Source organism: Candidatus Eisenbacteria bacterium (genome assembly GCA_035577985.1).
GTDB lineage: Bacteria > Desulfobacterota > Binatia > DP-6 > DP-6 > DATJZY01.
The window spans coordinates 1-24330 of the sequence record DATJZY010000172.1; the positions used below are offsets into that span (position 1 = coordinate 1).

The window sequence follows — 24330 nt, forward strand, 5'->3', positions numbered from 1 at the left end:
CACGTCCTCGTTGCCGACCGGCGGCAGGAGCGCATCGCCCACGAGCTGCCAGGTCTGCCGCAGGCGGCTCCACGGGAAGGTCACGCAGGTGACGGCGATCGTGCCGCCGACGGTGACGATGAGCGACGCCAGGTCGAAGAAGCCGGCGACGGTCGCGACCACGACCGCGAGCGTCACGGTGACGAACGCGACCCCGGCGGGGCCGGTGCGGAGGGCTGTCCGAAAGCTGGAGAGCATCGGCGCCCTGTGCACGCCGGGTGCCAGCCGGCGCGCGCGGTGCGGCGTGCGCGACGGGACGCGATCGCCGGCAGAATGTGCCGCCGCCGGCGCCTTTCTCCTTTCGCAGTGACGAGCCCCGATCTCGCCTCCGACTTCGCGCCGGGGGTCGTTGCATTTTTCGTTGGCGGGGTCCGGGGCGCGATGGTACACCCAGCACCGGGACAAAGGGGGGAAGGCTCAGTGCGTGCACGACTCGTCGCCCCGCCGCTCGTCGCGTTGCTTCTCCTGGCCGGACCGACCCGCGCCGCGGTCTTCACGGTGGACACGACGGTCGACGCCGGCGACACCTCCCCGGGCGACGGCGCGTGCCTCACGGCCGGCGGTGCCTGCGCGCTGCGCGCGGCGATCGAAGAAGCCAATGCCCTTCCCGGTGCCGACACGATCTCGCTCCCTGCCGGCATCTACGTGGCGGCCAACCTCGACGTCACCGACGAGCTCGCCATCGCGGGCGCCGGGGCGGCGACGACCATCGTCGACGCGAACCATGTGGGAAGGGTTTTCTTCGCACGAGCGACGCTCGCGCTGAGCGGCATCACGGTACGCAACGGCTTCACGCCAAGCTTCGGCGGCGGCGTCTGGTCCACGACCGCGGGCCTCGAGCTGACGCTCACCGACTGCGTCTTCACCGGGAACGAAGCCCGTCAGGGCGGGGCGGTCCTGTCCACGAACGTCGTCACCATCGTTCGCAGCACGTTCCGTTCGAACGTCGCCGATGAGGTCGGGGGTGGCGTCGCGCTCGACCTTGTTCACGCCCTGTCGACGGTGCGGGACAGCACGTTCACCGCGAACACGGCCGGGCCCCTCGGCGGGGGTGCCATTGCGGTCGGCGAAGGCGGGCCGCTCACCGTCACGAACACCACCATCGACGGCGAGGTCGCGAGCTTCTCGTCCTGCATTGTGACACCTCCGCTGTTTTTCGAGTGTCACGCTGCGCCGGACCTGACCCTCGAGAACGTCACCGTCACGAGCCTCGCGCTGCGAACGGACCAGGGCACTCCGGGAGCGGCATTCGTGCAGAACAGCATCGTGCTCGCCTGCGGAGCGATCGAGCAGGGAACTGGCATACCGATCCCCGGCGGGTGGGTGACGTCGCTCGGCTACAACGCCGCCGATCCCGTCACGTGCACGATGGCCGGCGACCTCACCGGCAACGTGACCGGAAATCCGATGCTCGGACCGCTCGCCGACAACGGCGGCCCGACGCAGACCCGGTTGCCCGCGTCAGGGAGCCCCGTGATCGACGCCGGCAACCCCGCAGCGCCGGGGAGCGGAGGGAACGCGTGCGCCGCCGACGATCAGCGCGGCGTCGTGCGGCCGGTCGGATCGCGCTGCGACATCGGCGCCGTCGAGATCGGGTGCGGCGACGGCTCGCTCGCCGGTGTCCCTTGCGCCGACGACGGCGACGTCTGTACCGACGACGTCTGCGACGCTACGGGCGCCTGCGTCCATCCGCCGAACACTGCCCCGTGCGCCGATGACGGCAACGTCTGCACCAATGACGTGTGCGACGGCGCCGGCGTGTGCATCCATCCGCCGAACACCGTACCGTGCGACGACGGCAACCCGTGCACCACCGGTGACGTGTGCAGCGGCGGTGCGTGTGGGAGCGGCCCGCCCGTCGTGTGCGATCCGTGCCTCGTCTGCCTGCCGGCGGGCGGGTGCGGTGTCCCCCCGACCGCGTGTGCACCGGCCGCCCCCGGCGGGGCGCGTCTCGTCCTGGTGCACGGCGCGACTCCCGCGAAGAACCGCCTGTCGCTGCGGTGGAAGAGCGCCGCCGCCGTCGACCCGGCGGACTTCGGCGACCCCACGAGCACCGACGACGCAATCGTGTGCGTGTACGACGCGGCGGGCGCCGTCGCGTTGCGAGCGACGGCACCCGCCGGCGGTACCTGCGGCACGCGGTCGTGCTGGGGAAGGACCTCCGAGGGCTTCCGCTACCGCAATCGAGCGGGAACACCCGATGGGCTGCAGAATCTCATGCTCGACGGGGGTGCAACGGGTCGCGTCGTCGCCCGCGGAAAGGGCGCATTCCTCGGTCTCGGTGGCCTTCCCCTCGCGACACCGGCCACCGCCCGCGTCTACCGCGAAGGGTATGGTCGGTGCTGGGGCGCGGCGTTCTCGAGCCACGTCTCGGCCAACACGTCGACCCGCTTCAAGGCGAAGAGCGACTGACGCCCCGGCCGGGCGTCGTGCCGATCGCTACGACGACGCGCGCACCGGACGTGACGCACTTCGTGGACGGGCATTCCGAGCGCCACCCCTGGACACGGGACCCGCACGCGGACGAGAATCCACACCATGACGGCGACGACGTGGCGGCTCTATTCGTGCGACGATCACCTCGATCTGTGGAACCTGCCGAAGGACGTGTGGCAGGAGCGGCTGCCGGCGCGCCTGCGCGAGCGCGGGCCGCGCGTCGAGCAGAGCGGCGGCGGCAGCGCGTGGTGGACCTGCGACGGCAACGTCATCGGCATGTACGGCCTGAGTGGCCAGATGAAGGAGTACAGCGCGACGAGCCGCGTCCCCGAGATCGAGGACGACGGGCTGCGGCCGTCGAATCCGAAGCTGCGCCTCGAGGACATGGAGCGCGACGGCGTCTACGCGTCGGTGATCTACGGACCGAACCTCTTCGGCCTGCCGATCGCCGATCCCGAGCTGAAGGGCGCGTGCCTCGCGGCGTACAACGACTGGGCGACGGAGTTCAATCGCTTCGAGCCCGGCCGTCTCTCCGTGCTGCCCGTGCTGCCGACGCACTCGCCCGACGCGGCGACCGCCGAGCTCGAGCGCGCCGCCAAGCACGCGCATCGCGGCGTCATCATCAGCCCGTTCGAGTTCCGCTGCACCGATCCCGAGTGGACGCGCTTCTGGGACGCCGCCGAGGCGACGGGGCTGCCGGTGAGCTTCCACATCGGCCAGGGGACCTCGCAGGTGCGCGTGGCGCCGGGGAGCTGGGAGCTGGCCGCGTTCTCGGCCGTCGGGCCGATCCAGCTCGACGAGCCGCTCGCCATGATGGTCTACTCCGGCGTGCTCGAGCAGCGGCCGAAGCTCCGGCTCGTGCTCGCCGAGTCGGGCATCGGCTGGCTTCCGTACTTCATTCGCCGCATGGACGCCGCGGGCGAGAAGCACACGCCGAAGGCGCAGGACTACAGGCTGCGGGCGAAGCCGAGCGAGATCTTCGCGCGCCAGGTCTACGCCACCTTCGAGGAGGAGCCGCTCGGCCCCGAGCTGCTGCGCCTGCTCGACCCCGACAACTTCATGTGGGCGTCGGACTACCCGCACCCCGACAGCACCTTCCCGCACTCGCGCGAGGCGATCGCGCACGCGTTCGCCGGGCTGGATCCCGCCTTCACCGAGAAGGTGACCGCGACCAACTGCAAACGCCTGTACGGGTTCGTCTGAGCCATGACGCCCGTCATCGTCGAGGCCGCCATCAACGGCGCGACGCCGAAGGCGCGGAATCCCTCCGTCCCGACGGCGCCCGACGAGATCGCGCGCGAGGCGGTCGCGTGCATGCAGGCCGGCGCCGCCATCGTCCACAACCACATCGACGACTTCTCGCTCGGCGGCACGGAGGCGGCGGAGCGCTACCTCGCCGGCTGGCGGCCGGTCGTCCGCGAGCGGCCCGACGCCATCCTCTATTGCACGGTGGCGCTCGGCGGCGGGGTCGAGGCGCGCTACTCGCACGTGCCGCCGCTCGCGGCCTCGGGCCTGATGCGCATGGGTGTCCTCGATCCGGGGTCGGTGAACCTCGGCTCGGCCGGCGACGACGGCCTGCCCGGCGGCTTCGACTTCGTCTACTCGCACTCCTACGGCGACGTTCGCCACGTCGTGGCCCAGCTCCACGAGTGCCGGCTCGGCCCGAGCATCTCGATCTTCGAGCCGGGCTTCCTGCGCACGGCGCTCGTCTACCACCGCCAGGGCAAGCTCCCGCGCGGCGCGTTCGTGAAGCTCTACTTCGGCGGCGACGCGAGCTACCTGGGCGGCGGGGCGAGCGGCGTCACCTTCGGCCTGCCGCCGACCCGCAAAGCCCTCGATGCGTACCTGGAGATGTTGGACGGCTGCGAGCTGCCATGGGCGGTCGCGGTCATCGGCGGCGACGTGGTCGAGAGCGGGCTCGCGCGCCTGGCGCTCGAGCGCGGCGGGCACGTGCGCGTCGGCCTCGAGGACTACGCCGGCCCGCGCACACCGGCGAACGTCGAGCTCGTCCGCGAGGTCGCGGCGCTCGCGACGAAGGTGGGACGCCCGCTCGCCTCGCCCGGCGAGGCGGCGCGGCTCCTCGGCCTGCCGCGCTAGGAGCGATCGATGTCGATCCGCGTCGAGACGCCGGCGGGCAAAGAGGAGCTGACGGAGTTCGTGCGCTTCCACGATCGCGTCTACGAGGGACGCGGTGCGCACTGGCCTGCGTTCGTCCCGCTCGAGCTGCCGATCCTCATGGGCGACAGCCCGTTCTGCGAGGACCGCCGCCTGCGACCGCTGATCGCACGGGACGGCACGGACGTCGTCGCCCGCGGTCTCGCGGTCATGGACGAGCGCTACCGGCGGCACTGGAACGAGCGCATCGGACACGTCGTCATGTTCGAGGCGCTGCCGGGCACGCGCAGCGCGGTGCGGGCACTCATGGACGCCGCGTGCGAGTGGCTCGCCTCCGAGGGCGCCGTCGCGGCGCGCGCCGGCTTCGGCGTGATGGACATGCCGTTCGTGATCGACGCCTACGACACGCTGCCGCCGACGATCCTGCGGCACAATCCCGCGTACTACCACGCGCTCCTGAAGGACGCGGGCTTCGAATCCGAGCAGGGTTTCGTCGACTACAAGATCACCGTGCGGCCCGAGCTGGTGGGGCGCTGGGAGAGCGCGCTCGCGGCGGTGCGGCGGTCGGGCTACCGCATCGTGCCGCTGCGCGACGTGCCGGAGGACGATCGCGCGAAGCTCTCGACCGAGCTCTTCAACGACACCTTCAAGGCACACTGGGGCATCACGCCGGCGACGGTCGGCGAGCAGGTGCTATTGTTCAGGCTCTTCGAGCCGCTCGGCCACCTCGATACGTGCGTCGTCGCCTACGAGGGCGACCAGCCGGTGGGGCAGGTGACGGTCGTGCCCGAGGGGAGCGCCATGGCCGCGCTCGCGCCGGGTCGCACGCTCGCCGACGCCGAGAAGCTCAACTGGCTCGGCATCGGCGTGCGCGAGGTCGCGCGCGGCCGCGGCGTCAACCTCGCCATGGCGGCGCATGCCTACCTGGAGCTCGTGCGGCGCGGCGCGACGCACGTGAGCTACACGCTCGTCCTCGACGACAACTGGCCGTCGCGCCGGACCGCCGAGAAGCTCGGCGCGGAGGTGTGCGCGAGCTACCTCGCGTATCGGCGCGACCTCAATTAGCCGAGCCAAGACCATGTCTTGGCTCGGGGGCGACGCGAGAGTGTGGCGTTGGTGGCACGCGCGACCGGCATGTCGCGGCCAGCAAAGCTGGCGCGACAGGCTTGGTACGCCCGCGGTACGGCGAGTGCGATGGGCGCGTCGGCGTTCGTGTCGTTCCACGACCCAAGATGTCGTCTCGGGTCGGTTGCGTTGCGCGGTGGGAACCTGATCCGCGACGCGGAGATCCGCCTCGAGCCCGAGCGGGTCGCGGCGCCGGCCGAGGTGACGCGCGCGGCGGCTGCGCACCTCGGCGTCGACCCGGACGCGATCCGGCACGTGACGGTCCTGCGCCGCTCGATCGACGCGCGGCGCCGCCCGCCGGTCTACGTCGTCCGGGCCCGCGTCTGGATCGACGAGGCCCCGGCGCCCGAGCGTCCGTGGGAGCTGCCGCTGCGCGACGTGCGCGGCGCGCGGCCCGCGGTCGTCGTCGGCGGTGGGCCGGCCGGGCTCTTCGCGGCCCTTCGTCTCATCGAGGGCGGCGTGCGGCCGATCGTCCTCGAGCGCGGTCGGGACGTGCGGGGCCGCCGGCGCGACGTGGCGCGCCTCGCGCGCGACGGCATCGTCGATCCCGAGAGCAACTACTGCTTCGGCGAGGGCGGCGCGGGAACCTTCTCGGACGGGAAGCTCTACACGCGCTCGTCCAAACGGGGCGACGTGGAGCGCATCCTGCGCATCCTCGTCCAGCACGGGGCGCCGCCCGACGTCCTGGTCGACGCCCATCCGCACGTGGGCACGAACCGGCTTCCGGGCGTGGTCGAGGCGCTGCGCCGGACCATCGTCGCGCACGGTGGCGAGGTGCGGTTCGGCGCGCGCGTCGACGACCTCGCGCTCGCCGGCGGCGAGGTGCGGGGCGTCGTGACGGCCGGCGGCGAGCGCGTGGACGGCGCGGGCGTGATCCTCGCGACCGGCCACTCGGCACGCGACGTCTACCACCTGCTCCGCCGCCGAGGCGTCCGCCTCGAGGCGAAGCCGTTCGCCCTCGGGGTCCGCGTCGAGCACCCGCAGGCCCTGATCGATCGCATCCAGTATCACTGCGACGTGCGGCCGGCGGGGCTTCCCGCGGCGCCCTACGGTGTCGTGCGGCGGATCGGCGAGCGCAGCGTCTACGCCTTCTGCATGTGCCCCGGGGGCATCATCTGCCCGGCCATGACGGCGCCGGGCGAGGTGGTCGTGAACGGCTGGTCGCCGTCCGGCCGCAGCTCGCGTTTTGCGAATGCGGGCATCGTCGTCGAGACGACGATGGAGGACCTGCATGCATTCGGCGGCGACGACGTGTTCGCGGGGCTGCGCCTGCAGGCGCTGACCGAGCGCGCCGCGGCGGATGCCGGCGGCGGCGCGTGTACGGCGCCCGCGCAGCGGCTCGACGACTTCGTCGCGGGTCGCGTGTCGGCCGATCTGCCGGCGTGCTCGTACGGTCCGGGGCTCCGCAGCGTGGATCTCGCCGCCGTGCTGCCGCCCCGCGTGACGGTGGCCCTCCGCGAGGGGTTCCGCGAGTTCGGCCGCCTGATGCGTGGCTACCTCACGCACGATGCGGTGGTGGTCGGGGTCGAGACGCGCACCTCGGCGCCGGTGCGCATCCCGCGCGATCCGCGCACCGGCATGCATGCGGACGTGCGCGGCCTCTTCCCGTGCGGGGAGGGAGCCGGCGCGGCGGGCGGCATCGTCTCGGCCGCGATGGACGGCGAGCGATCGGCGGCCGCGCTCCTGCGCGCGGTCGCGTGAGCCTCAGCGCGCGTCGTGGAAGATGATCCCGAGCGTCGTGCGGACGCCGCTTCGCACCGTGCTGACGCCGTGGCGGACCCGGGCGCGATAGAAGCCGCGCGTGCCCCGGATCGGCCGCTCGCGGCACGCGAACACGATCGCGTCGCCCTCGCCGAGACGGATCGCATGGCCGCGCGACTGCATGCGCGGCCGCTGCTCGACCAGCAGGAACTCGCCGCCGGTGAAGTCGCGATCCGGACGGCCGAGCATGCAGGTCATCTGCAACGGGAAGACGACGCTGCCGTAGAGGTCCTGGTGCAGGCAGTTGTACCCACCCGCGGTGTAGCGCAGCAGGAGCGGCGTGGGTCGCTGCTGTCCCGCCTTTGCGCAATGCGCCTGGAAGGCCGCGAACGACCCCGGCAGCGCCGTGCGATCGCCGAGGGCGCGCGCGAGCCGCTGGGCGATCGGCGCCAGGTGCCGGTAGATCTCCGTTCGCAGCGCGGCCACGAGCGGCGGCAGCGGATCGCGGAAGTAGCGGTACGATCCCTCGCCGAAGCGGTAGCGCGCCATCTCGATCGTCTGCCGGAAGCGCCGGTCGTCGTCGAACAGGCCGGCGAGCGCGCGGCATTCTGCCGGCGCGAGCAGCGCGGGAAGGACGGCGAAGCCGTCGGCGCCGATCGTGCGATCGATCGCCTCCCAGTCGCACGCAGCGAGGCGGCTGCGGATCGACGCCGTGGCCACGCGGCGTCAGTGCGACGGCCCGTCCGCCGGCTCGCCGGCGGTGACCTTCAGCGGGACGAGGCACGCGATCCGCTCCGCGTCGATCGGCGCGCCCATCTCGGGGATCGCGAGACCCGAGGGCGTCCACTCGGGCAGGAAGAGGAGGGGCTCCGCCTCGGCGTTGTACCCGAGCTGGACCAGCAGGTCGGGCTCGTAGGTCCGGCAACGCTTCTCGCAGCACACGAACGCGTCGCGCACGCGATAGAGCCCTTCGAGTGGCAGCGGGACGAGCGACGCCGCCCACTCGGGCGACGGAATCGTGTGCCCGCGCTCGTGCCACTGCGCGCGGTTGAGCGTCCAGCCGCTCGGCAGATAGACGCCCGGTCCCGGGTTGCCGTGGTTGTGGAAGTAGACGAGGCGGCCCGCCGGCACGTGCTGCTCGAGGTCGCGTGTCGTGCGGTAGAGCCCGCAGGGCGGCAGCGCCATGACGCGCATCATGCCCGACGCGCGCGGCGAGCTGAAGCCCGCCCCCGCGTCAGCCCCAACCGGCGAGCAGGACGAAGAGCTCGACCACGATCAGGATGACGATCGTCACCTCGAGCACCTCGCTGCGCGCGGCGCGCACCCGCTCGACCAGGACGTTGTAGCGCTGCTGGAGGAGGTCGAGCTTGCGCTGCACGCTCGCGCTCCAGGCGGGCAGCCCGAGCCGCTCGGCGGTCCGGCTGTAGAGCTTGTTCAGGTAGAGGTCGCCGCCCAGCTTGAAGGCGTTCTGGAGCCGCTCGACCATGCTCGCGACCTCGAGCCGGATGTCGGCCAGCTCGTCGAGCGTGCGTTCGATCGGGCGGTTCAGGAGCGGCATCCGGCGCGGACGCAAGGTGGCAAGGCCGTAGGTGTCGGCGACGTGCCGGTCGAGGAGCGCGTCGTAGTACCGCAGCTCGAGGAGCTGGACGTTCAGGTACTCGAGCACGTCGACCGCCGCCGTGTACTCGGGATCGACCACGATCGCCACGTTCCAGTCCGTGACCACGAGGTCGTCCGGGTAGTACGAGAGCTGGGTGCGGAGCGCATCTTCGACCTCGGCGTCGCTCAAGGGGTCGGTCTCGCAGCGCAGCGCCGACGCGAGCGGCCCGCGCGCCCGCCGCAGCAGGTCGACGGCGGCGAGCGGCGGCGTCACCTCGTCGACCTGGATCACGTAGTAGTCCTCGACCACGTCGCTCGCCGTCGGCTTCACGACCGCCGGCGCGAGCTTCGGCCGCAGCTCGTCGGCGAGCGCGCGGGCCGCGTCCTCGAGCGGTCCGGCGCCGGTGAGCGTCGCGGTCAGCGGCGGCAGCGCCGCGACGCTGCAGGCGAGCGGCGTCGTGAGGATGATCGTCACGGCGCCCATCTCGTGGACCACGACCGCCGCCTCGGCCGTGACGGGCGCGTCGGCCAGGGGGACCGAGACCGTGCCGAGCGGGGCGCGCAGCGGCGGCGTCGTGTGCCCGACGTAGGAGGGTGCCGCCCGGCGGCGCTCGCGTCCCGGGGTCACGGCCCCGCGCAGCAGGGGGCGCGCGCGCTCGAGGTCGATCTCGTAGCCGATGTCGAACGAGAACAGGCCGATCAACTGGCCGCGGATGGCCGGCATCTCCGTGTCCGGGGAGGGGACCGCGCCGTGCATCGGATGAGCCATTACTCTCCCTCGTGGGCCTCGTGCCATCCCTCGGCTCGGCAGTTGCCGAGACGCCGATCGAATGGCACTTTGGCGCCGGCATTGACGCCAAAACAGACGAATAGCGGAGGAGGACCTATGGTAGCGCGATTGGTGAGTGCAAGCATGGCCGGGATCTTGGCCGTCGCGATTTTGTCGGCTGGCTGCACGAAGGACGCCGACGAGCGCGCGGAGAAGGCCGCGGTGCGCGCCGAGGACGCCGCCCGGCGTGCCGAAGCCGCAGCGGGCCGGGTGGAAGCGGCCGCGCGGCGCGCCGAAGAGGCCGCCGACAAGGCGACGTCGGGGCACGGCTACCGCAAGTAAGCGTCACCCCGCTCGACGTAGTGTAGCTACGAAGGGGCGCCGGCGATCTCGCTGGCGCCCCCTTTTTCGCTTGCGCGGCGCGCTCAGCGACGGCTGCCGGCGCGACGGGCCGGCGCGGCGCGCCGCGAGACCTCGGGCCGCAGCGTCAGCACCGGGATCGGGCTGTGGCGCACGACCTTCTCCGCCACGCTCCCGATGATGAGGTGCGAGAGCCCCGTGCGGCCGGCGGTCGCCAGGACGACCAGGTCCATGCCGCGCGTCGCGGCGAGGATGCGCTGATAGGCGTCCCCGATCTCCACCCGCAGCGTCACCTTGGGCCCACGACCGCGGAGCACGCGCTTCACGGTGGCTTCGAGCTGGCGGCGGGCACCCGTGATGAGCTCCTCGGGCGAGAGGTACGTCGCGAGACCCGCCGGCGGCAGGTCCGTCACCGGGATGAACGGCACGACGGTGTGCTGGACGACGAGCGTGCCCCTGGGCCCCGCGAGATCCGCGGCGACGCGCAGGGAGCGATCGGCGTGCTTCGAGAAGTCGTGGGGAACCAGGATGCGGCGAAACGCGATCATGCGACCCTCCTCGTCAGCGATTCTCTCCCGCGACGAGGCTCGCGACAAGCGCGACGAGCGCCTCCAGGCGCCGCTCGGCGCGCCCGCACGAGGGATCGCCCGGCGCGGCGTCGGCGAGCGCCGTCGCCGCCTGCTCGACGCCGCCGGGTCGCCGGCGCAGGCGCTGGATCACGCCGGGGCGCAGATCGAGCCAGGGGTCGTGGATCATGTCCTCCACCGCGAGCAGCCGGGGGCTGAACGTTCCCCAGCCGACCAGGACGTCGCCCGGCCGCAGGAAATCGGCCCAGCGCGCGCGCGCGACGTCGAGCGGGTCGCCGCCCTCCACGAGCGCGCGCAGGGGGATGGCCGCGCGCTCGGCGAAGCGGGGATGCACCGCGCGCCGGGGTCGCACGACGGCGCGAAAGGATTCCCCGGTGGCGATGCGACGGGCGGCCAGGAGGACCAGCTCGTGACCGAGCCCGACGCCGGCGGGGTTCCCTTCGACCTGCACCGCGACGCCGCGCGACAAGCTGTCGCGCAGCCGCTCCGCGCGCGCGCCGCGGCGGGCGCGCAGATGACGATAGGGCACGCGATGCGTGCCGGCGAAATCGATCTGCGTCTCGACGAGCGAGTGGAATGCGCCCAGCATCGGCGCGAAGCGCCCGGCGTCGCCCTCGAGCTCGGTCAATGCCGCGGCGACGGCCTCGACCGTCGACAGGCAATGCGGCGCCGGCTCGCGCCGGATGCGATAGGCGCTCGGCGCGGACGGCGCGAGGCGAAGACGCGGGAGACGGGCCAGCGCAGGTGTCCGCGCGAGCATCTTGCGCGCGGTCGTCCAGGTGCCGTCGATCACGACCAGCGTGCGCGGCTTCCACGCCGGCGCGGGGCAATCGCCGTCGGGGTAGAGGAGGGCGGCGGTGGGATCGCCGGCCAGGTCGTGGACGCGCTGGTGCACGTCCGGATGGGCCCCCACGTGCAGCTCCGAGTTCGCGAGCGCCAGGTGGGCGAGGCGCGCCGTGCCCATGGCGGCGGCGCGCTCCCTCGGGTGCTGGAGGAAGACGACGCGCGTCTCGGTCGCGACCGGCACGAGATCGCGGCAGTAGCACAGTCGCGCGGGCCGCCAGCAGCGCAGGCAGCGCGGGCGAGGCTCGTGTGCAGCCGGGATCATGGCTCCGGGCGCACGATCCGATACGTCACCGATCCGGTCGCGACGGCACGGCCGGTCCGCCGTCCCGTCAGGGTGACCGTGTTCAAGAACACGCCCGCCGCACGCCAGGTGGTGCGCGCTTCGACCACGACGTCCTCGTCGTCCGGCGTGCGATCGAAGCACAGGTGCATGCCGATGGTGGCGGCGCGGCCGCGCGGATCCCAGCCGTGGACCGACCATGCCGCCGCGCCGCCCGCCGAATCGACGAGCGCGGCGAGCGCCCCCTCGTGCAGGCGGCCGGTCGCGTCGCACAGCTCGGGACGGATCGGCAGGACGAAGACCGTGTGCCCGGGCGCGACCGTCGCGATGAAGACGCCGAGGCGGGCCGTGAACGCCGAGCCGCTCTGGCGCGGCAGCAGCTGCGTCTCGGGACCGATCGGGCAGGCCGGCGCGCTCGGCGGCGGCTCGCTCTCGGCCGGCGCGCCGAGGCGCACGACGCCCACGCCGCGCGCGATCGGCGTCCCGCCATCGCTCGTGACGTGGGTCTCGACGAACACGATCTCGCGCCCGCGCCGCGTGACGTGGCTTTCCGCCACGACCCCTTCGTCGACCGCCGGCGCGAGGTAGTGCACGGCGAGGTCGATCGTCGATCCGGCGGGCGCGGTGCCGCCCGGCGCGCTCTGCGCCGCCAGCATCCCGGCGACGTCCAGGAGCGACGCCGTGACGCCCCCGTGGAGCGATCCGTTCCGATTGGCGGTGTCGTGCGAGCGGGGCAAACGGACGCACGCGTAGTCGTCGCCCACGCGCGCGACCTCCATGCCGACGAAGCGCGCGTACGGGCACGGCGGGAACGCGTCCCGATCTGCCATCGCGTGGAGCGTTGGCGAACCCACGGGGCGCTGTCAATCGCGACGCGGGTTGAACCGCGCGGCGCGACACGTAAGGGAGAGCGGGTGCACGCCGTCGTTCCGCCGCTCCCGCGCGAGGTCGAAGCGGACCCCCGCGCCGCGGCGATCCGCGCACGGCTCGGCGCGTCGGCGCGACCGCTGTGGTCGGGTGCCGCCCTCGCCGTGCCCGACGTTCCCCTGGAGGCCGCGCTCGCGCGCGCCCTCGCCTGTGCCCACGCGCACGGCGATCTCGTGCTCGGGCTCGAAGGCAGCGCCGATGCGCTCGCGGCCGAGGCGCGGGGCCTCGACGTGCTCGCGACCCGCGCGGACGCACGGCGCGCCGAGCGTGTCTCGCGGCTGCTGCTCGTGGCCGACGACGGTGCCGAGCGCTTCTATCGCCAGGTAGAGCGCGTGACCGCGCGCCACGCGCCGCGCCTGCTCACCTGCCGCGTGTCGGCGGACGCCGCCCGGCTCGGCGCCGCGGTCGCGGGCCGCGAGCTCCGCGTGAAGGCGGTGCTGGTCCAGCACAAGCGGGCGGTCGCCGCCGCGCTCCGGGCCCTCGCATGATCGCCGAATACCTGCAGCGTCTGGCGTGGGATCCGACCGCCCCGGTGCCGGACGGCTGGCCGCGGGGATGGTGGGGCGTGCTCCTGCTCTTCTGCATTCCCGGCGGCATGGGCATCCCGCCGGGCGTGCTGCTCGGGCACAACGGCGGCCTCGGCCCGCTCGTGATGGGCGTGCTCTACTTCGCGTCCGACGTCGTCCTCGCGTTCGTGTTCGAGCCGATGCTGGTCGTGCTGTCGGCGCTCGCGCGCCGCGTGCCGCGCCTGCGGCTCGCGGGCGAGATGATGATGAAGGGCGTCATACGCGTCATGCCGGTCGGCGGCACGTCGGCGCCGGTCGGCGTCGCGCTGACGGCGTTCGGCGCCGGGCTCCCGTTCGGGCGCGCGCTCGCGGCCGCGGCCGGCTTCGGTCTCCTCGCGAGCTGGCTCTTCACGATCGCCGGCGACATGATCTACTTCGTCCTCGGGATGGTGTCGACGCTGTGGTTCGACGGCCTGCTCGGCGATCAGCGCATGGCCGCGTTCGCCGGGCTCGCCGTCATGCTCGTCGTCCCCGCGCTGATCCGCCGCTGGCACGCGCGTCCGGGCTGAAGGTCGGAGCGGCGCCGCCCGTGAGTCCGCCGCCGCCGTGCAGGCTCGCAAGGCGTGCGCGCGCGCTCTGGTGGGAACGCCCCGAGCGCAGGGGATTTTCGTCGTTTTCGGGCGTGATCCTTGCTCGTGCAGGCGGGCACGATGCGGGGGGTTCGAGCGATCGCCGTTCTGGCGCTGGTGGCGTCCGCCCGGGCGTGGGCGGACTCGCCGGCGGCCGACCCCGCCTCGTACCTCTGCTACCAGGCGAAGCCCGCCCGCGCGGACAAGGCCACGGAGCGTTTCGCCCCGCCGGCCGCCCTCCAGGTGACGGATCGCTTCGCGACGACCCGCCTGGGCGTTCGCCAGCCGGTCGCGCTCTGCCGGCCGGTGCTTCCCGCCGCGATGACGCCGCTCATGACGGGCTTCGCTGCGGTGGCGCACGGCGGAGCGGGACACGCGCGGCGGGTCGGCGTGGCGCTCGACGCCGTCACGCGGCTCGGCAGCGAGCGCGTCGTCCTCAAGGTCGCGCGACGGCTGCTCGTGTCGTCGGCCGCGCCCGGCGCCGTCGTCGCCACGGGCGATCCGCCCGCCGACCTCACCTGCTACGACGTGAAGGCGACCCGCCGCGCGCGGCGTGTCCGGACCGGGGTCGCGGACGCCACTGGCGAGCGCCTCCTCGACGTCCGGGCGCCGACGCGCCTGTGCGCCGGCGCCGATCACGATGTCCTCTGCTACGCCGCGCGCGTCGCGCGCACGCGACCGCTCGCGCAGCCGCGCGCAACGCCGTACACGACCACCCTCGCGACGAAGTTCGGCACCGGCCGCCTGCGCGTCGGTCGCGAGACGGAGCTGTGCGTGCCGCTGCTCCGCTTCCTGACGCCGCCGGTCGAGCCGCCTTTCACGCTCGAGGTGACGCCGCAGGCCCAGACGGTGATGGTGGGCGAGCATCCCGCCTTCGCGGCCACCGCGCACGCCCCGGACGGCACGACGACGGACTACTCGGCGAAGGTGCTGTGGCTCTCGAGCGACGAGAGTGTCGCGACGACGGCGAGCTCGGCCGGCGGCGTGTTCGTCGACCCCGTGGGACCGGGGATGGCGACGATCGGCGCGGTCGATCCCGAGACGGGCGTTCGCTCGGCCGACAGCGGCGGCGACGCGACGCTCACCGTCACCTGGCCGCTCGAGAAGCTCACCATCGCGCCGCACGCGGTCGCCAAACGCCCGGGCGATCACGAGGGCTACACGGTGACCGGCTACTTCACCGGCGGCATCACGAAGAACCTCACGCAGCGCGTGGTCTACGCGTCGAGCGCGCCGGCGATCGCCCGCGCCACCAACCGGCCCGGCAACCGCAGCCGGGTCGAGGCGCTGAAGCGGGGCACGGCCGTCATCTCGGCGACCGATCCCATCTCGGGCATCGGCACGACCGACACGGCGAACGACGCCACGCTGCGGGTCACGGGCGCGCTCAGCTACGTCTGGCTCTCGGGGAACTCGCTGTACGGGTCCCGCTTCCCCGGCGAGGCCCAGCGCATGACGGCGCACGGCGTGTTCGCCGACGGCAGCACGCTCAACCTGACGCAGACGTGCAGCTGGTCGTCGAGCGAGCCGGCGGTCGCGGCGGCCACCAATCCGGCGAACGATCGCAGCCGCATCGATGCCATCGCGCCCGGCCTCGCCTTCATCACCTGCACCGACCCTGCGACGGGCATCATGTCGTACCCGCTCGCCTTCCACGTGCTCGGCGCCCTCAGCGGGATCGAGGTGTCGGGAACCGGCAGCCCGGGCGACTGGCTCCGCAACGGGCAGACCCTTCGCCTCACGGCCATCGGCACGTACGAAGGCGGCGGGTCACGCAACGTCACCCAGGAGGTCACCTGGACGTCGCGCGATCCCGGCATCGCCGTCGCCACCGACACGGCCGGCGATCGGAGCCGCTTCGTGGCCGTCGACGGCGGCGACGCACGCGTCTTCGCGACCGATCCCGGGTCGGGCATGGCGTCGCCCGACGTGGTCGTGCACGTGCTGGGTGACCTCGTCGCCCTCGAGATCGACACCGGCTACCCGCCCAACGTGATCCCGGTCGGCTCGCAGCGTGCGTTCGCCGTCCGTGGCATCTTCGAGAACGGCAGTCGCAACCTGTCGCAGGCCGGTCTCGGCTACGTGCTCGAGTCGAGCGATCCCGGCGTCGCGGAGATCGTGGGCGGCGGTCTCCTCGTCCATGCGGTCGCGGCCGGCTACGCCGACATCCGCGCGCGGGACGTCGCGACCGGGATCCTGAGCCCGCCGGTCACGGTCGCGGTCCAGGGCGCGCTCGCGAGCATCACCCTCGATCCGCCGGCGGCGACGCGTGGCATCGGTGAGTGGGAGTCGTTCACCGCCATCGGCCACTATCCGCCGGCCTTCACGGGGCTCCTGACGCAGGAGTGCGTCTATTCCTCGAGCGATCCCTCGGTCGCCGTCGCCGACGACGCACCGCCGAATCGCAGCCGCGTGCGCACCGTCGGCGCCGGCACGGCGACGATCACCGCGACGCACGTCGCGACGGGTGTCACCGCGACCGCGGTCGTGACGGTGCTGCCGGGAGCGATCGAGAGCATCACGGTCCAGCCCGGCAGCGTCGTGCGGAACCTCGGCAACGGCTTCTCGTTCACGGCCATCGGCCACTACCCGGACGGGACGACGCTCAACGTGACCCAGATCGTGACGTGGGCGTCGCTCGCGCCGGATGTTGCCGACGCCACGAACGAGGCGGGCAACCGCAGCCGCGTCGTCGGTCGCGATCTCGGCACGGCCGTCGTGACCGCGCGGCATCCCTCGGGCGTCTCCTCGCACGACAGCGGTGGCGACGCCGTGCTCACGGTACGGCGGCTGGTCGCGAGCGCGCTCACGCCCAGCCCGCACGCGGGCCACGTCGGCAACGTCGTACCCTACACCCTCGTCGGCACGTTCGACGACGGCAGCACGATCAACCTCACGCAGGACGCCTACTACTGGGCCGACGACGGCAACGTCGCACGCTTCGACAACGCCGAGGGCAATCGCAGCCCGGCACGGCTCGTCGGACCCGGGACCACGACGGTGCACGCCGTGCCGGCCCTGTGGGGCGAGTGGTCGTACGATTCGTATCCCGTCGCCGGCGGCAGCGTCGCCGGCGCATTCCTCACCGTCGAGCCCTGACCCCCCAATGTCGGCTCGACCGAGCGGCTCCGGGGTCGCCCCCCGATCCCGGAGCCGCGGTGAGGAGCGAGCGGCCGATGTGCTAGGTGCGGGGGATGCTGGACGTCCATCCGTCGGTCTGGATCGCGCCGTCGGCGCAGCTCTATGGCGGCGTGCGCATCGGCGAGGGCGCGTCGGTGTGGCACAACGCCGTGCTGCGCGCCGAATGCCACGAGATCCGCATCGGCCGCATGACGAACGTGCAGGACTTCGTCATGGTCCACGTCGCCTACGATCGTCCGACGGTGGTCGGTGCGTTCTGCTCGATCACGCACCACGTGACCGTCCACGGCTGCACGATCGAGGACGAGTGCCTGATCGGCATCGGCGCCACGGTGATGGACGGCGCGGTCATCGGCCGCGGCTCGATCGTCGCCGGCGGCGCGTTCGTGAAGGAGGGCACGATCATCCCGCCCGGGTCGATCGTCGCGGGCGTGCCGGCGAAGGTGGTGCGCACGCGCGACTCGTCGCGCGAGAATCGTCTCAACGCGTGGCTGTATCATCGAAACGCCGACCACTACCGTCGCGGGCTGCACCGCGCCTGGGAGGGCCCGGAGTTCGACGCCTGGTACGCGGCCAAGCGCGCCGAGATCGAGGTTCCGAGCCAAGACTCCGTCTCGGCTCGGGGGCGAGAGCGTGGCGTGGGTGGTCCGCGCGACCGGCATGCCGCGGCCGGCGAAGCCGGCGCGGCAGACGAGGTACGCGCGAAGGCATCCCGAAGAAACGGTTCGGGGACGCGTCGGCGGCCACGGTAGAGAGAGCGCCGGCACCGCGTCCTCCACTCATGGGCTGGCGCGTCGACTTCGTCGCGCGTGCCTCCATTGCCGGCGGCAAGACGAAGTCTTGGGCCGGCATCTATAGGCGCGCGTCGCGCGAGGCGTCGGCGATCGCCTGCGCGCGCTCGGCGAGGGCGGCGGTCACGCGCAGCGCGGGCGTGGTGGCCGCGACGTCCTTGCCGATCGTGTGGCGCTTGTAGATGCCTTCGCTGATGACGGCGAGCTTGGTCAGCGCCAGCACCTGGTAGAAGTCGACCGCGTCGACGGCGCGTCCGCTGCGCCGCGCGTACTCGTCCACCATCTCGGCACGGCTCGGGAACCCGGGCGCAGCGGTCGCCGTCGAGAACGCGCCGGCGAGCGGCGCGTCGCCGGGCTCGCTCCAGTAGATGAGGAGGTAGCCCAGGTCGGCGAGCGGATCGCCGAGGGTCGCCATCTCCCAGTCGAAGACGGCGGCGATGCGGCCGGGGTCGGCCGGGTCGAGCGCGACGTTGCCGAGGCGGTAGTCGCCGTGGACGATGGTCGGCGCCGGCGAGGTCGGGAGCGCGCGGCCGAGGCGCGCGAGCAGCGCGTCGACGATCGGCAGCTCGCTCGTCTTGTTGCCCTCCCACTGCTTCGCCCACCGGCGCACCTGACGTTCGAGGTAGCCGTCGGGGCGGCCGAAATCGCCGAGGCCGACCGCCGCGTAGTCGATCGCGTGCAGACGTGCGAGCGTGTCGACCAGCGCGGCGCCGATGCGCCGGCGATCCTCCGGACGCTCGGCGAAGCCGGCCGGGAGCCGGTCGTGCACGACCACGCCCGGGCGGTACTGCATCACGTAGAAGGGCGCGCCGTTGACGGCGGCGTCCTCGCACAGGGCGAACGGCCGCGCGACGGGGACGTCGGTGTCGGCGAGTGCCGCCAGCACGCGGTGCTCGCGCGCCATGTCGTGCGCGGTCGCGAGCACGTGACCCAGCGGCGGGCGGCGGAGCACCCACTCGCGCCCGCCGCCGCGCACGAGGTAGGTGAGGTTCGAGCGGCCGCCGCTGATGAGCTCGAACGCGAGCGGCACGTCGCCGCCGGGGACGTGCGCGGCGAAGAACCGCGCAACCCGGGCGGCGTCGATGCCGGGGACGTCGCTCACGCGGGCGCGGCGTGCGGACCGCGCACGAGCCGGCCGGGGAGCGCGCCCACGGCTTCGCCCTGCTCGTACGTCACCGTGCCGCGCTTCACCGTGTTGCGGTAGCCGCGCACGCGCTGCACGAGCCGGCGGCCGCTCGCGGGCAGGTCGTACACCATCTCCGGCGCCTCGAGCGCGAGGCGATCGAAGTCGATCAGGTTGACGTCGGCGAGCATGCCGGGCGCGAGCGTGCCGCGATCGAGCAGGCCATAGAGACGGGCCGTGTCGCGGGTCTGGCGCGCGACCAGCATCTCGATCGGGAGACGCGGGCCGCGCACGCGGTCACGCACCCAGTGCGTGAGCAGGTAGGTCGGCGTGCTGGCGTCGCAGATGACGCCGCAGTGCGCGCCGCCGTCGCCGAGGCCGATGACCGCGTGCGGGTGCAGGAGCATCTCGTGGATCGCCGCGAAGTCGCCGCCCGAGTAGTTGAGGAAGGGGAAGTAGAGGAAGGCGTAGCCGTCCTGCTCGAGCAGCAGATCGTAGGCGACGGATTCGGGCGAGCGGCCCTCGCGCGCCGCGATGCCGGCGACGCTCCGCTCGGGACCCGGCTCGTAGTCGGGCGGGTCGCCCAGCGGGAAAAGCTTGTGGAACGCCTGCACGATGTACGCGAGGAGCGGGTTCGGGACCGCCGGCTGCTCGCCGAGGATGCGCTCGCGGAGCGCGGGATCGCGCAGGCGCGCCACGCGCTCGGCCAGGGGCAGCTCGGCGATCTCGCGATAGCTCGGGTGCATCACGAACGGGTGGAGCTTCGACTGGAGGCCCATCAGGACCGACGTCGGCCGGGCGGCGATCTGCGGCGCCAGGTGGGCGCCACGCGCGGCGGCGCGCTCGGCTGCATCGAGGAGGCGCCGCCACTGCGACGGATCGAGGTCGTTCTGCAGGCACGCGAAAGTGACCGGGCGGCCCGTCTCGCGCGAGAGCTGCTCCATCCACGCGAGCTCGGGATCCTCGGGCATGAGATCGGAGGCGACCTCGAGCACGCCGCGGCCGAGCTCGCCCAGCACGCGCCCGATGCCGATCATCTCGTCCGCGGCCGCGAAGGTGCCGGGCACGCACTCGCCGTCGACCGCGCGGTGCAGGAGCGTGCGCGAGCTCGAGAAGCCGAGCGCGCCCGCCGCCACGCCGTCGCGCACGATCGCCGCCATGGCGGCGACGTCGGCGGCGGTGGCCGGCTGGTTCTTGGCGCCGCGCTCGCCCATGACGTACGCGCGCACGGCGCCGTGCGGCACCTGCGTGCCGATGTCGAGCACGCGCGGCATCTGCTCGAGCACGTCGAGATACTCGGGGAAGCTCTGCCACCCCCACCGGATGCCCTCGGCGAGCGCCGCCCCCGGGATGTCCTCGACGCCTTCCATGAGCCCGATCAGCCAGTCGTGACGATCGGGCTGCGCGGGCGCGAAGCCGACGCCGCAGTTGCCCATCACCACCGTCGTGACGCCGTGCCAGGACGAGGGCGTCACGTACGGATCCCACGTCGCCTGGCCGTCGTAATGGGTGTGGATGTCGACCCAGCCGGGCGCGACGACCGCGCCCTTGGCGTCGAGCTCGCGCCGTCCGGCGCCGACGCCGTCGCCGACCGCCGCGATGCGATCGCCGTCGATCGCGACGTCGCCGTCGCGGGGCGGGGTGCCGGTGCCGTCGACGAGGAGGCCGCCGCGGATGACGAGGTCGTGCATGGGCGGGACCCTACCACCGCGGGACGAGCACTGTCATCCGCCGTTCGCGGCTGCTATGACGCGCCGCCATGGGAAAGGCGAAAGAGAAGACCCTCGTGAAGTTGCCGAAGGCCGACGAGGTCGCGGAAGCGAAGCCCCTGGTCGAGAAGGTCGCACGTGCCAAGGGACGGTTCGCGAAGATCAGCGAAACGGCCAAGCCGTCCGATCCGAAGCGCCGTCGCGCGCGGCGCCACGTGAAGCGGGCGCAGCGCAAGCTCCGTCGCGCGCTCGCGTACTCGATCGCGCGCAAGAAGCCCGAGGTGGCGGCCGCTGCCGCCGAGGCGCCCGCCGCGCAACCGGCGTCGTAAGCCGGCGCCGCGGTGAGCGCGCCCGCGGTCAGCACGCCCGCGCAGGCCGAGCCGGTCGAGCTGCTCGCGCTGCCGCCGATGCGAGCCGTGCTGCGGCTCGCCGTGCCGACGACGTTCGTCATGGTGCTCGCGACCGCGACGAACGTGCTCTACACCTACTTCGTGAGCCGCCTCGGCTCCGAGGCGATCGCGGCCGTCTCGCTCGTCTTCCCGATCTCGCTGCTGGTCGGGACGGCCATGACGGGCGGGCTCGGGGGCGGCGTCGCCTCCGCCATCGCGCGCGCGCTCGGCGCCGGCCGGCCCGGATACGCGGTCGAGATCGCCGAGCACGCGATCGGGCTCGCGGTCACGGTCGGGGTCGCCTTCGGGCTCGTCATGATCCTCGGCGGCACGTTCGTCTTCCGTCTCATGAGCGGCCCGCGCGTCGACCCGGCCGTGCTCGACGCGGCGGCCGGCTTCGGGCGGATCCTCTTCGGTGGCGCGGCGATCACGTTCACCGGCGGCATGTTCGACAGCATGCTGCGCGGCGAGGGCAACGTGCGCGTGCCGTCGACGTGGTCGAGCGTGTCGCTGACGCTCCAGATGATGCTCACGCCGCTCTGCATGTTCACCCTGGGGATGGGGCTCCCCGGCGCCGCGGTCGCGCTCCTCGCCTCGCAGGGCCTGGCGACGATCCCGCGCGCCTACTACGTCTTCGGCGGCAGGGGCGTGATCCATCCGGCGCCGGTGCCGCATCGCATCCGCCGCGCACCCCTGCGCGAGATCCTGCAGGTCGGCGTACCCGCGTCGCTCTCGACCATCGTCAACTACCTGGGGCTCATGATCCTCACGACCGTCGTCGCGCGCCTCGGCACGGCCCATCTCGCGGCGTGGGGGCTCTGCACGCGCTTCGACTTCCTGCTCATGTCGTTCGCCTACGGGTTCGCCGTCGCGGTGCTGACGCTCGTGGGCCTCGCGACCGGCGCGCGGCGGCCCGACCGGGCCCGCGTGTACGTCCTGCGCGCCGGCGTCTGCATCGTCGCGCTGCTCTCGATCCCGGCTGTCGTCCTGTGGTGGAACCCGTCGCTGTGGATCAGCGTCTTCTCCGCCGACCCCGAGATCCAGGAAGTGGGCGCGGCGTACTTCCGCCTGGTCGGCCCGTCCTATCCCTTCGTCGCCGTCAGCATGGTGTTGGCGTTCGCCTTCCAGGGGCTCGGGCACGCCACCATCCCGCTCTGCTGGATGATCGTCCGGGTGGTCGGCGTCCTCGCCGCGTCCATCATCTGCACGCAATGGCTCGGGCTCGGCGAGCGCGCCGTCTTCGCCGCGGTCGCGGTCGGCAACGTCACCTCGTCGATCGTGATGGTGACGCTCTTCCGAATGACCGAGCGCCGCGTGGCAGCGGCGATGTAGCCGACCCAAAGAATCCGACCCAAGACTACGTCTTGGGTCGGGGCGAGAGTGGGGCGTCGGTGGTACGCGCGACCGGCATGCCGCGGCCGGCGAAGCCCGGCGAAGCCGGCGGCACACGAGGTACGCACGAGGGGTCGCGCGGCGACGGAGCGCCTCCGTCCGATTCGGATGGCGCGAAGCCGTATGTAGACGCGCCTGCGCGCTGCCGGATTACGCCACGTCGGCAGGCCGTGTCGCCGGTGCCTTAACGTCCTCGCGCGTACCTCGCGTTGCCGCGCCGGCTTGGCCGGCCGCGGCATGTCGGTCGCGCGTGCCACCGGCGCCACACCCTCGGGTCCTCCCCGACCCAAGACGTAGTCTTGGGTCGGTTACCGTTGTGCGCGCGGCACCACGGCGCGCGTGCGCGAACCGCCGATGCGGCGAAACTGGTAGCGGAAGGGCACGACCTTGCCGCTCGCGGCCGAGGCCCGCACGGTCGTGAGCCAGCGCGCGAGCCCGGACCGAAGGTAGGCCGGCTCGAGGTCGAGGGCGTGGCAGATGTTGACGAACGAGAACGTCCAGGTGGGATCGTCGGCGAAGATCCACTGGCGGGCGTCCTCGAACTGGCGCTCGGCGGCCCGGCCCCTGGCCGTGGCGTAACGTTGGAGTGTCGCCACCGCGTCCTCCAGCACGGCCAGCATGAGCCGCTTCTCGGGTTGGAGCGAGGCGCCGCCGTCGCGGTCGAAAAGCTGGCTCGGAAGGATGGTCTCGGGCTCGAACACGGCGGATGCGGAGGCGGGGAGGGCGCGATCTTCCGCAATCGCGGTTGCAGTCTTCATGGGGTGGACCTTAGGCCCGCGAGCGAACCCTGTCAATATCTGTCCAAAAGATTGACAAAACATGATTCGACGGGTAGATGGGAGCGATGCCGGACCAGACGCGCGGCTCGCACCGGGGGCGCGGGGAGCGGGGTCGGCGCGCGGGGGTGTCGGAGCGCGCCACGGCCGGCATGCTCTCGATCGGGGCGATCGCGCGGGCGACGGCCATCCCGATCGAGACGCTGCGGACCTGGGAGCGGCGCTACGGCTTTCCGGAGCCGGTGCGAAAGCCGTCGGGGCACCGCGTGTATCCGCTCGCGAGCGTCCCGCGCCTGCGCCGCATCGCCGAGGCGCTGGCGTGCGGCCACCGCGCCGGTGAGGTCGTGTGCGCGTCCGACGACGACCTCGCGGGCCTCCTGGGTGCGTTGCCGCCGGCGCCGCGGGCGGCGTCGGCGAGGGGACCGGCGGACCCCGAGGACCTCCTCGGCTTCGTCGCGCGCTTCGACGGCGAGGCGCTCACGCGCGCGCTCACGTCCGAGTGGGGCCGTCTCGGGCCGCTCCCCTTTCTCGAGGAGCGCGTGGCGCCGCTGCTGCGCGCCGTCGGCGACGCGTGGGAGACGGGGCGTCTCCAGATCCGGCACGAGCACTTCCTCTCGGAGCGCCTGGGCGACGTCCTGCGCGCGCATCGCCTCCCGTTCGAGGAGCGCGCGCGCGGCCCCCTGGTCGTCTTCGCGACGCTGCCCGGCGAAGCCCACGCGCTCGGTCTGCAGATGGCCGCGCTCGTGGTCGCGATGGCCGGCTGCCGCGTGTGCTACGTCGGCGCCGAAGTCCCGATCGAGCAGCTCGCGAGCGTCGCCGCCGATCTCGGCACCCGCGCCGTGGCGGTGAGCCTCTCGACGATGATGCGCGGCGCGCGCGGCACGAAGCAGGTGACGAGGCTGCGGACGCTCCTGCCGAGCCGCGTGAGGCTCGTCGCGGGCGGCGAGGGCGCTCCGATGCGGGGACCGGGCATCGACGTCGTGCAGGAATTCAGCGCCCTGCGCACCTGGGCCCACAGCCTCTCCGGCGGCGCCGCCGCCTGACCGATGCGTGTCCCGCCCTCGGCGACGGGGTGCCGGGGGGTTGCAGC

The 24330-nt window shown here is 73.0% G+C and carries 23 protein-coding genes; 13 read left to right on the plus strand and 10 right to left on the minus strand.

The genetic code is table 11. The features are described from left to right. Positions 1-237 (minus strand): hypothetical protein (locus VMS22_24670; protein ID HXJ37236.1); only part of this gene is annotated, 237 nt, incomplete at its 3' end. 222 nt (positions 238-459) lie between these two features. Between VMS22_24670 and VMS22_24675 the strand changes: the two genes are divergently transcribed. The 5 genes from VMS22_24675 (at position 460) to VMS22_24695 (ending at position 7416) form a co-directional block, all read left to right on the plus strand. Beyond that, a complete protein-coding gene (locus tag VMS22_24675; protein ID HXJ37237.1) occupies positions 460-2451 on the plus strand; it encodes a choice-of-anchor Q domain-containing protein in 1992 nt (663 codons plus the stop codon). 126 nt (positions 2452-2577) lie between these two features. Beyond that, on the plus strand, positions 2578-3678 hold the full coding sequence (locus tag VMS22_24680; protein ID HXJ37238.1) for an amidohydrolase family protein: 1101 nt from the start codon (positions 2578-2580) through the stop codon (positions 3676-3678). A gap of 3 nt (positions 3679-3681) precedes the next feature. Further along, a complete protein-coding gene (locus VMS22_24685; protein HXJ37239.1) occupies positions 3682-4572 on the plus strand; it encodes a 3-keto-5-aminohexanoate cleavage protein in 891 nt (296 codons plus the stop codon). Between the two features lie 9 nt (positions 4573-4581). Next, positions 4582-5655, plus strand: a complete 1074-nt coding sequence (locus VMS22_24690) for a GNAT family N-acetyltransferase (protein ID HXJ37240.1) — start codon at positions 4582-4584, stop codon at positions 5653-5655. 129 nt (positions 5656-5784) lie between these two features. Continuing rightward, positions 5785-7416, plus strand: coding sequence for an FAD-binding protein (locus tag VMS22_24695; GenBank protein ID HXJ37241.1), 1632 nt, complete (start codon positions 5785-5787; stop codon positions 7414-7416). 3 nt (positions 7417-7419) lie between these two features. Here VMS22_24695 and VMS22_24700 read toward each other — a convergent pair whose 3' ends face one another. From VMS22_24700 to VMS22_24710, 3 genes are read right to left on the minus strand one after another with little or no spacing between them, the layout of a single operon-like run. Beyond that, positions 7420-8136 (minus strand): 2OG-Fe(II) oxygenase, encoded by a 717-nt coding sequence (locus tag VMS22_24700; GenBank protein HXJ37242.1) that lies wholly within the window; start codon positions 8134-8136, stop codon positions 7420-7422. 6 nt (positions 8137-8142) lie between these two features. Then, the gene (locus VMS22_24705; protein ID HXJ37243.1) at positions 8143-8613 is read right to left on the minus strand and encodes a hypothetical protein; all 471 of its coding nucleotides are present in this window, start codon (positions 8611-8613) and stop codon (positions 8143-8145) included. 37 nt (positions 8614-8650) lie between these two features. After that, the gene (locus VMS22_24710) at positions 8651-9772 is read right to left on the minus strand and encodes a hypothetical protein (GenBank protein ID HXJ37244.1); all 1122 of its coding nucleotides are present in this window, start codon (positions 9770-9772) and stop codon (positions 8651-8653) included. Between the two features lie 156 nt (positions 9773-9928). On the opposite strand from VMS22_24710, the gene VMS22_24715 reads away from it, so the two are divergent. Further along, the gene (locus VMS22_24715) at positions 9929-10126 is read left to right on the plus strand and encodes a hypothetical protein (protein ID HXJ37245.1); all 198 of its coding nucleotides are present in this window, start codon (positions 9929-9931) and stop codon (positions 10124-10126) included. Positions 10127-10209: 83 nt separating this feature from the next. Here VMS22_24715 and VMS22_24720 read toward each other — a convergent pair whose 3' ends face one another. Genes VMS22_24720 through VMS22_24730 form a run of 3 tightly spaced genes read right to left on the minus strand, consistent with a single transcriptional unit; the run spans position 10210 to position 12687 of the window. Then, complete coding sequence (locus VMS22_24720) at positions 10210-10692, minus strand: universal stress protein (protein HXJ37246.1); 483 nt, start codon at positions 10690-10692, stop codon at positions 10210-10212. A gap of 13 nt (positions 10693-10705) precedes the next feature. Then, the gene (locus tag VMS22_24725) at positions 10706-11839 is read right to left on the minus strand and encodes a tRNA-uridine aminocarboxypropyltransferase (protein HXJ37247.1); all 1134 of its coding nucleotides are present in this window, start codon (positions 11837-11839) and stop codon (positions 10706-10708) included. After that, positions 11836-12687 (minus strand): PaaI family thioesterase, encoded by an 852-nt coding sequence (locus VMS22_24730; GenBank protein HXJ37248.1) that lies wholly within the window; start codon positions 12685-12687, stop codon positions 11836-11838. Before VMS22_24730 ends, VMS22_24725 begins: the two co-directional genes overlap by 4 nt. An 84-nt stretch (positions 12688-12771) precedes the next feature. On the opposite strand from VMS22_24730, the gene VMS22_24735 reads away from it, so the two are divergent. The 4 genes from VMS22_24735 to VMS22_24750 all read left to right on the plus strand — a co-directional run bounded on the left by VMS22_24735 (position 12772) and on the right by VMS22_24750 (position 17812). Continuing rightward, positions 12772-13272, plus strand: a complete 501-nt coding sequence (locus tag VMS22_24735) for a hypothetical protein (protein HXJ37249.1) — start codon at positions 12772-12774, stop codon at positions 13270-13272. Next, positions 13269-13859 (plus strand): hypothetical protein, encoded by a 591-nt coding sequence (locus tag VMS22_24740; GenBank protein ID HXJ37250.1) that lies wholly within the window; start codon positions 13269-13271, stop codon positions 13857-13859. The genes VMS22_24735 and VMS22_24740 overlap by 4 nt, the downstream gene beginning before the upstream one ends. Positions 13860-14000: 141 nt before the next feature. Further along, complete coding sequence (locus VMS22_24745; GenBank protein ID HXJ37251.1) at positions 14001-17018, plus strand: hypothetical protein; 3018 nt, start codon at positions 14001-14003, stop codon at positions 17016-17018. 95 nt (positions 17019-17113) lie between these two features. Then, a complete protein-coding gene (locus tag VMS22_24750; protein ID HXJ37252.1) occupies positions 17114-17812 on the plus strand; it encodes a gamma carbonic anhydrase family protein in 699 nt (232 codons plus the stop codon). 100 nt (positions 17813-17912) lie between these two features. On the opposite strand, the gene VMS22_24755 is transcribed toward VMS22_24750, so the two are convergent. Next, positions 17913-18953, minus strand: coding sequence for a phosphotransferase family protein (locus VMS22_24755; protein ID HXJ37253.1), 1041 nt, complete (start codon positions 18951-18953; stop codon positions 17913-17915). Continuing rightward, positions 18950-20665 carry an amidohydrolase family protein gene (locus VMS22_24760; GenBank protein ID HXJ37254.1) on the minus strand — a complete coding sequence of 572 codons (1716 nt, stop codon included), beginning with the start codon at positions 20663-20665 and terminating at the stop codon, positions 18950-18952. Before VMS22_24760 ends, VMS22_24755 begins: the two co-directional genes overlap by 4 nt. A 68-nt stretch (positions 20666-20733) precedes the next feature. Here VMS22_24760 and VMS22_24765 point away from each other — a divergent pair, with 68 nt between their 5' ends. Beyond that, positions 20734-21012: a hypothetical protein gene (locus VMS22_24765; GenBank protein HXJ37255.1), complete on the plus strand. Its 279-nt coding sequence runs from the start codon at positions 20734-20736 to the stop codon at positions 21010-21012. A 12-nt stretch (positions 21013-21024) separates the two neighbouring features. Continuing rightward, the gene (locus tag VMS22_24770; protein HXJ37256.1) at positions 21025-22404 is read left to right on the plus strand and encodes an MATE family efflux transporter; all 1380 of its coding nucleotides are present in this window, start codon (positions 21025-21027) and stop codon (positions 22402-22404) included. 368 nt (positions 22405-22772) lie between these two features. Here the strand turns inward: VMS22_24770 and VMS22_24775 are convergent, their stop codons facing one another. Beyond that, entirely contained in the window at positions 22773-23222 is a 450-nt protein-coding gene (locus tag VMS22_24775) for a hypothetical protein (protein HXJ37257.1), read from the minus strand. An 86-nt stretch (positions 23223-23308) separates the two neighbouring features. Here VMS22_24775 and VMS22_24780 point away from each other — a divergent pair, with 86 nt between their 5' ends. Then, the gene (locus VMS22_24780; GenBank protein HXJ37258.1) at positions 23309-24283 is read left to right on the plus strand and encodes a cobalamin-dependent protein; all 975 of its coding nucleotides are present in this window, start codon (positions 23309-23311) and stop codon (positions 24281-24283) included. Positions 24284-24330: the final 47 nt, after the last annotated feature.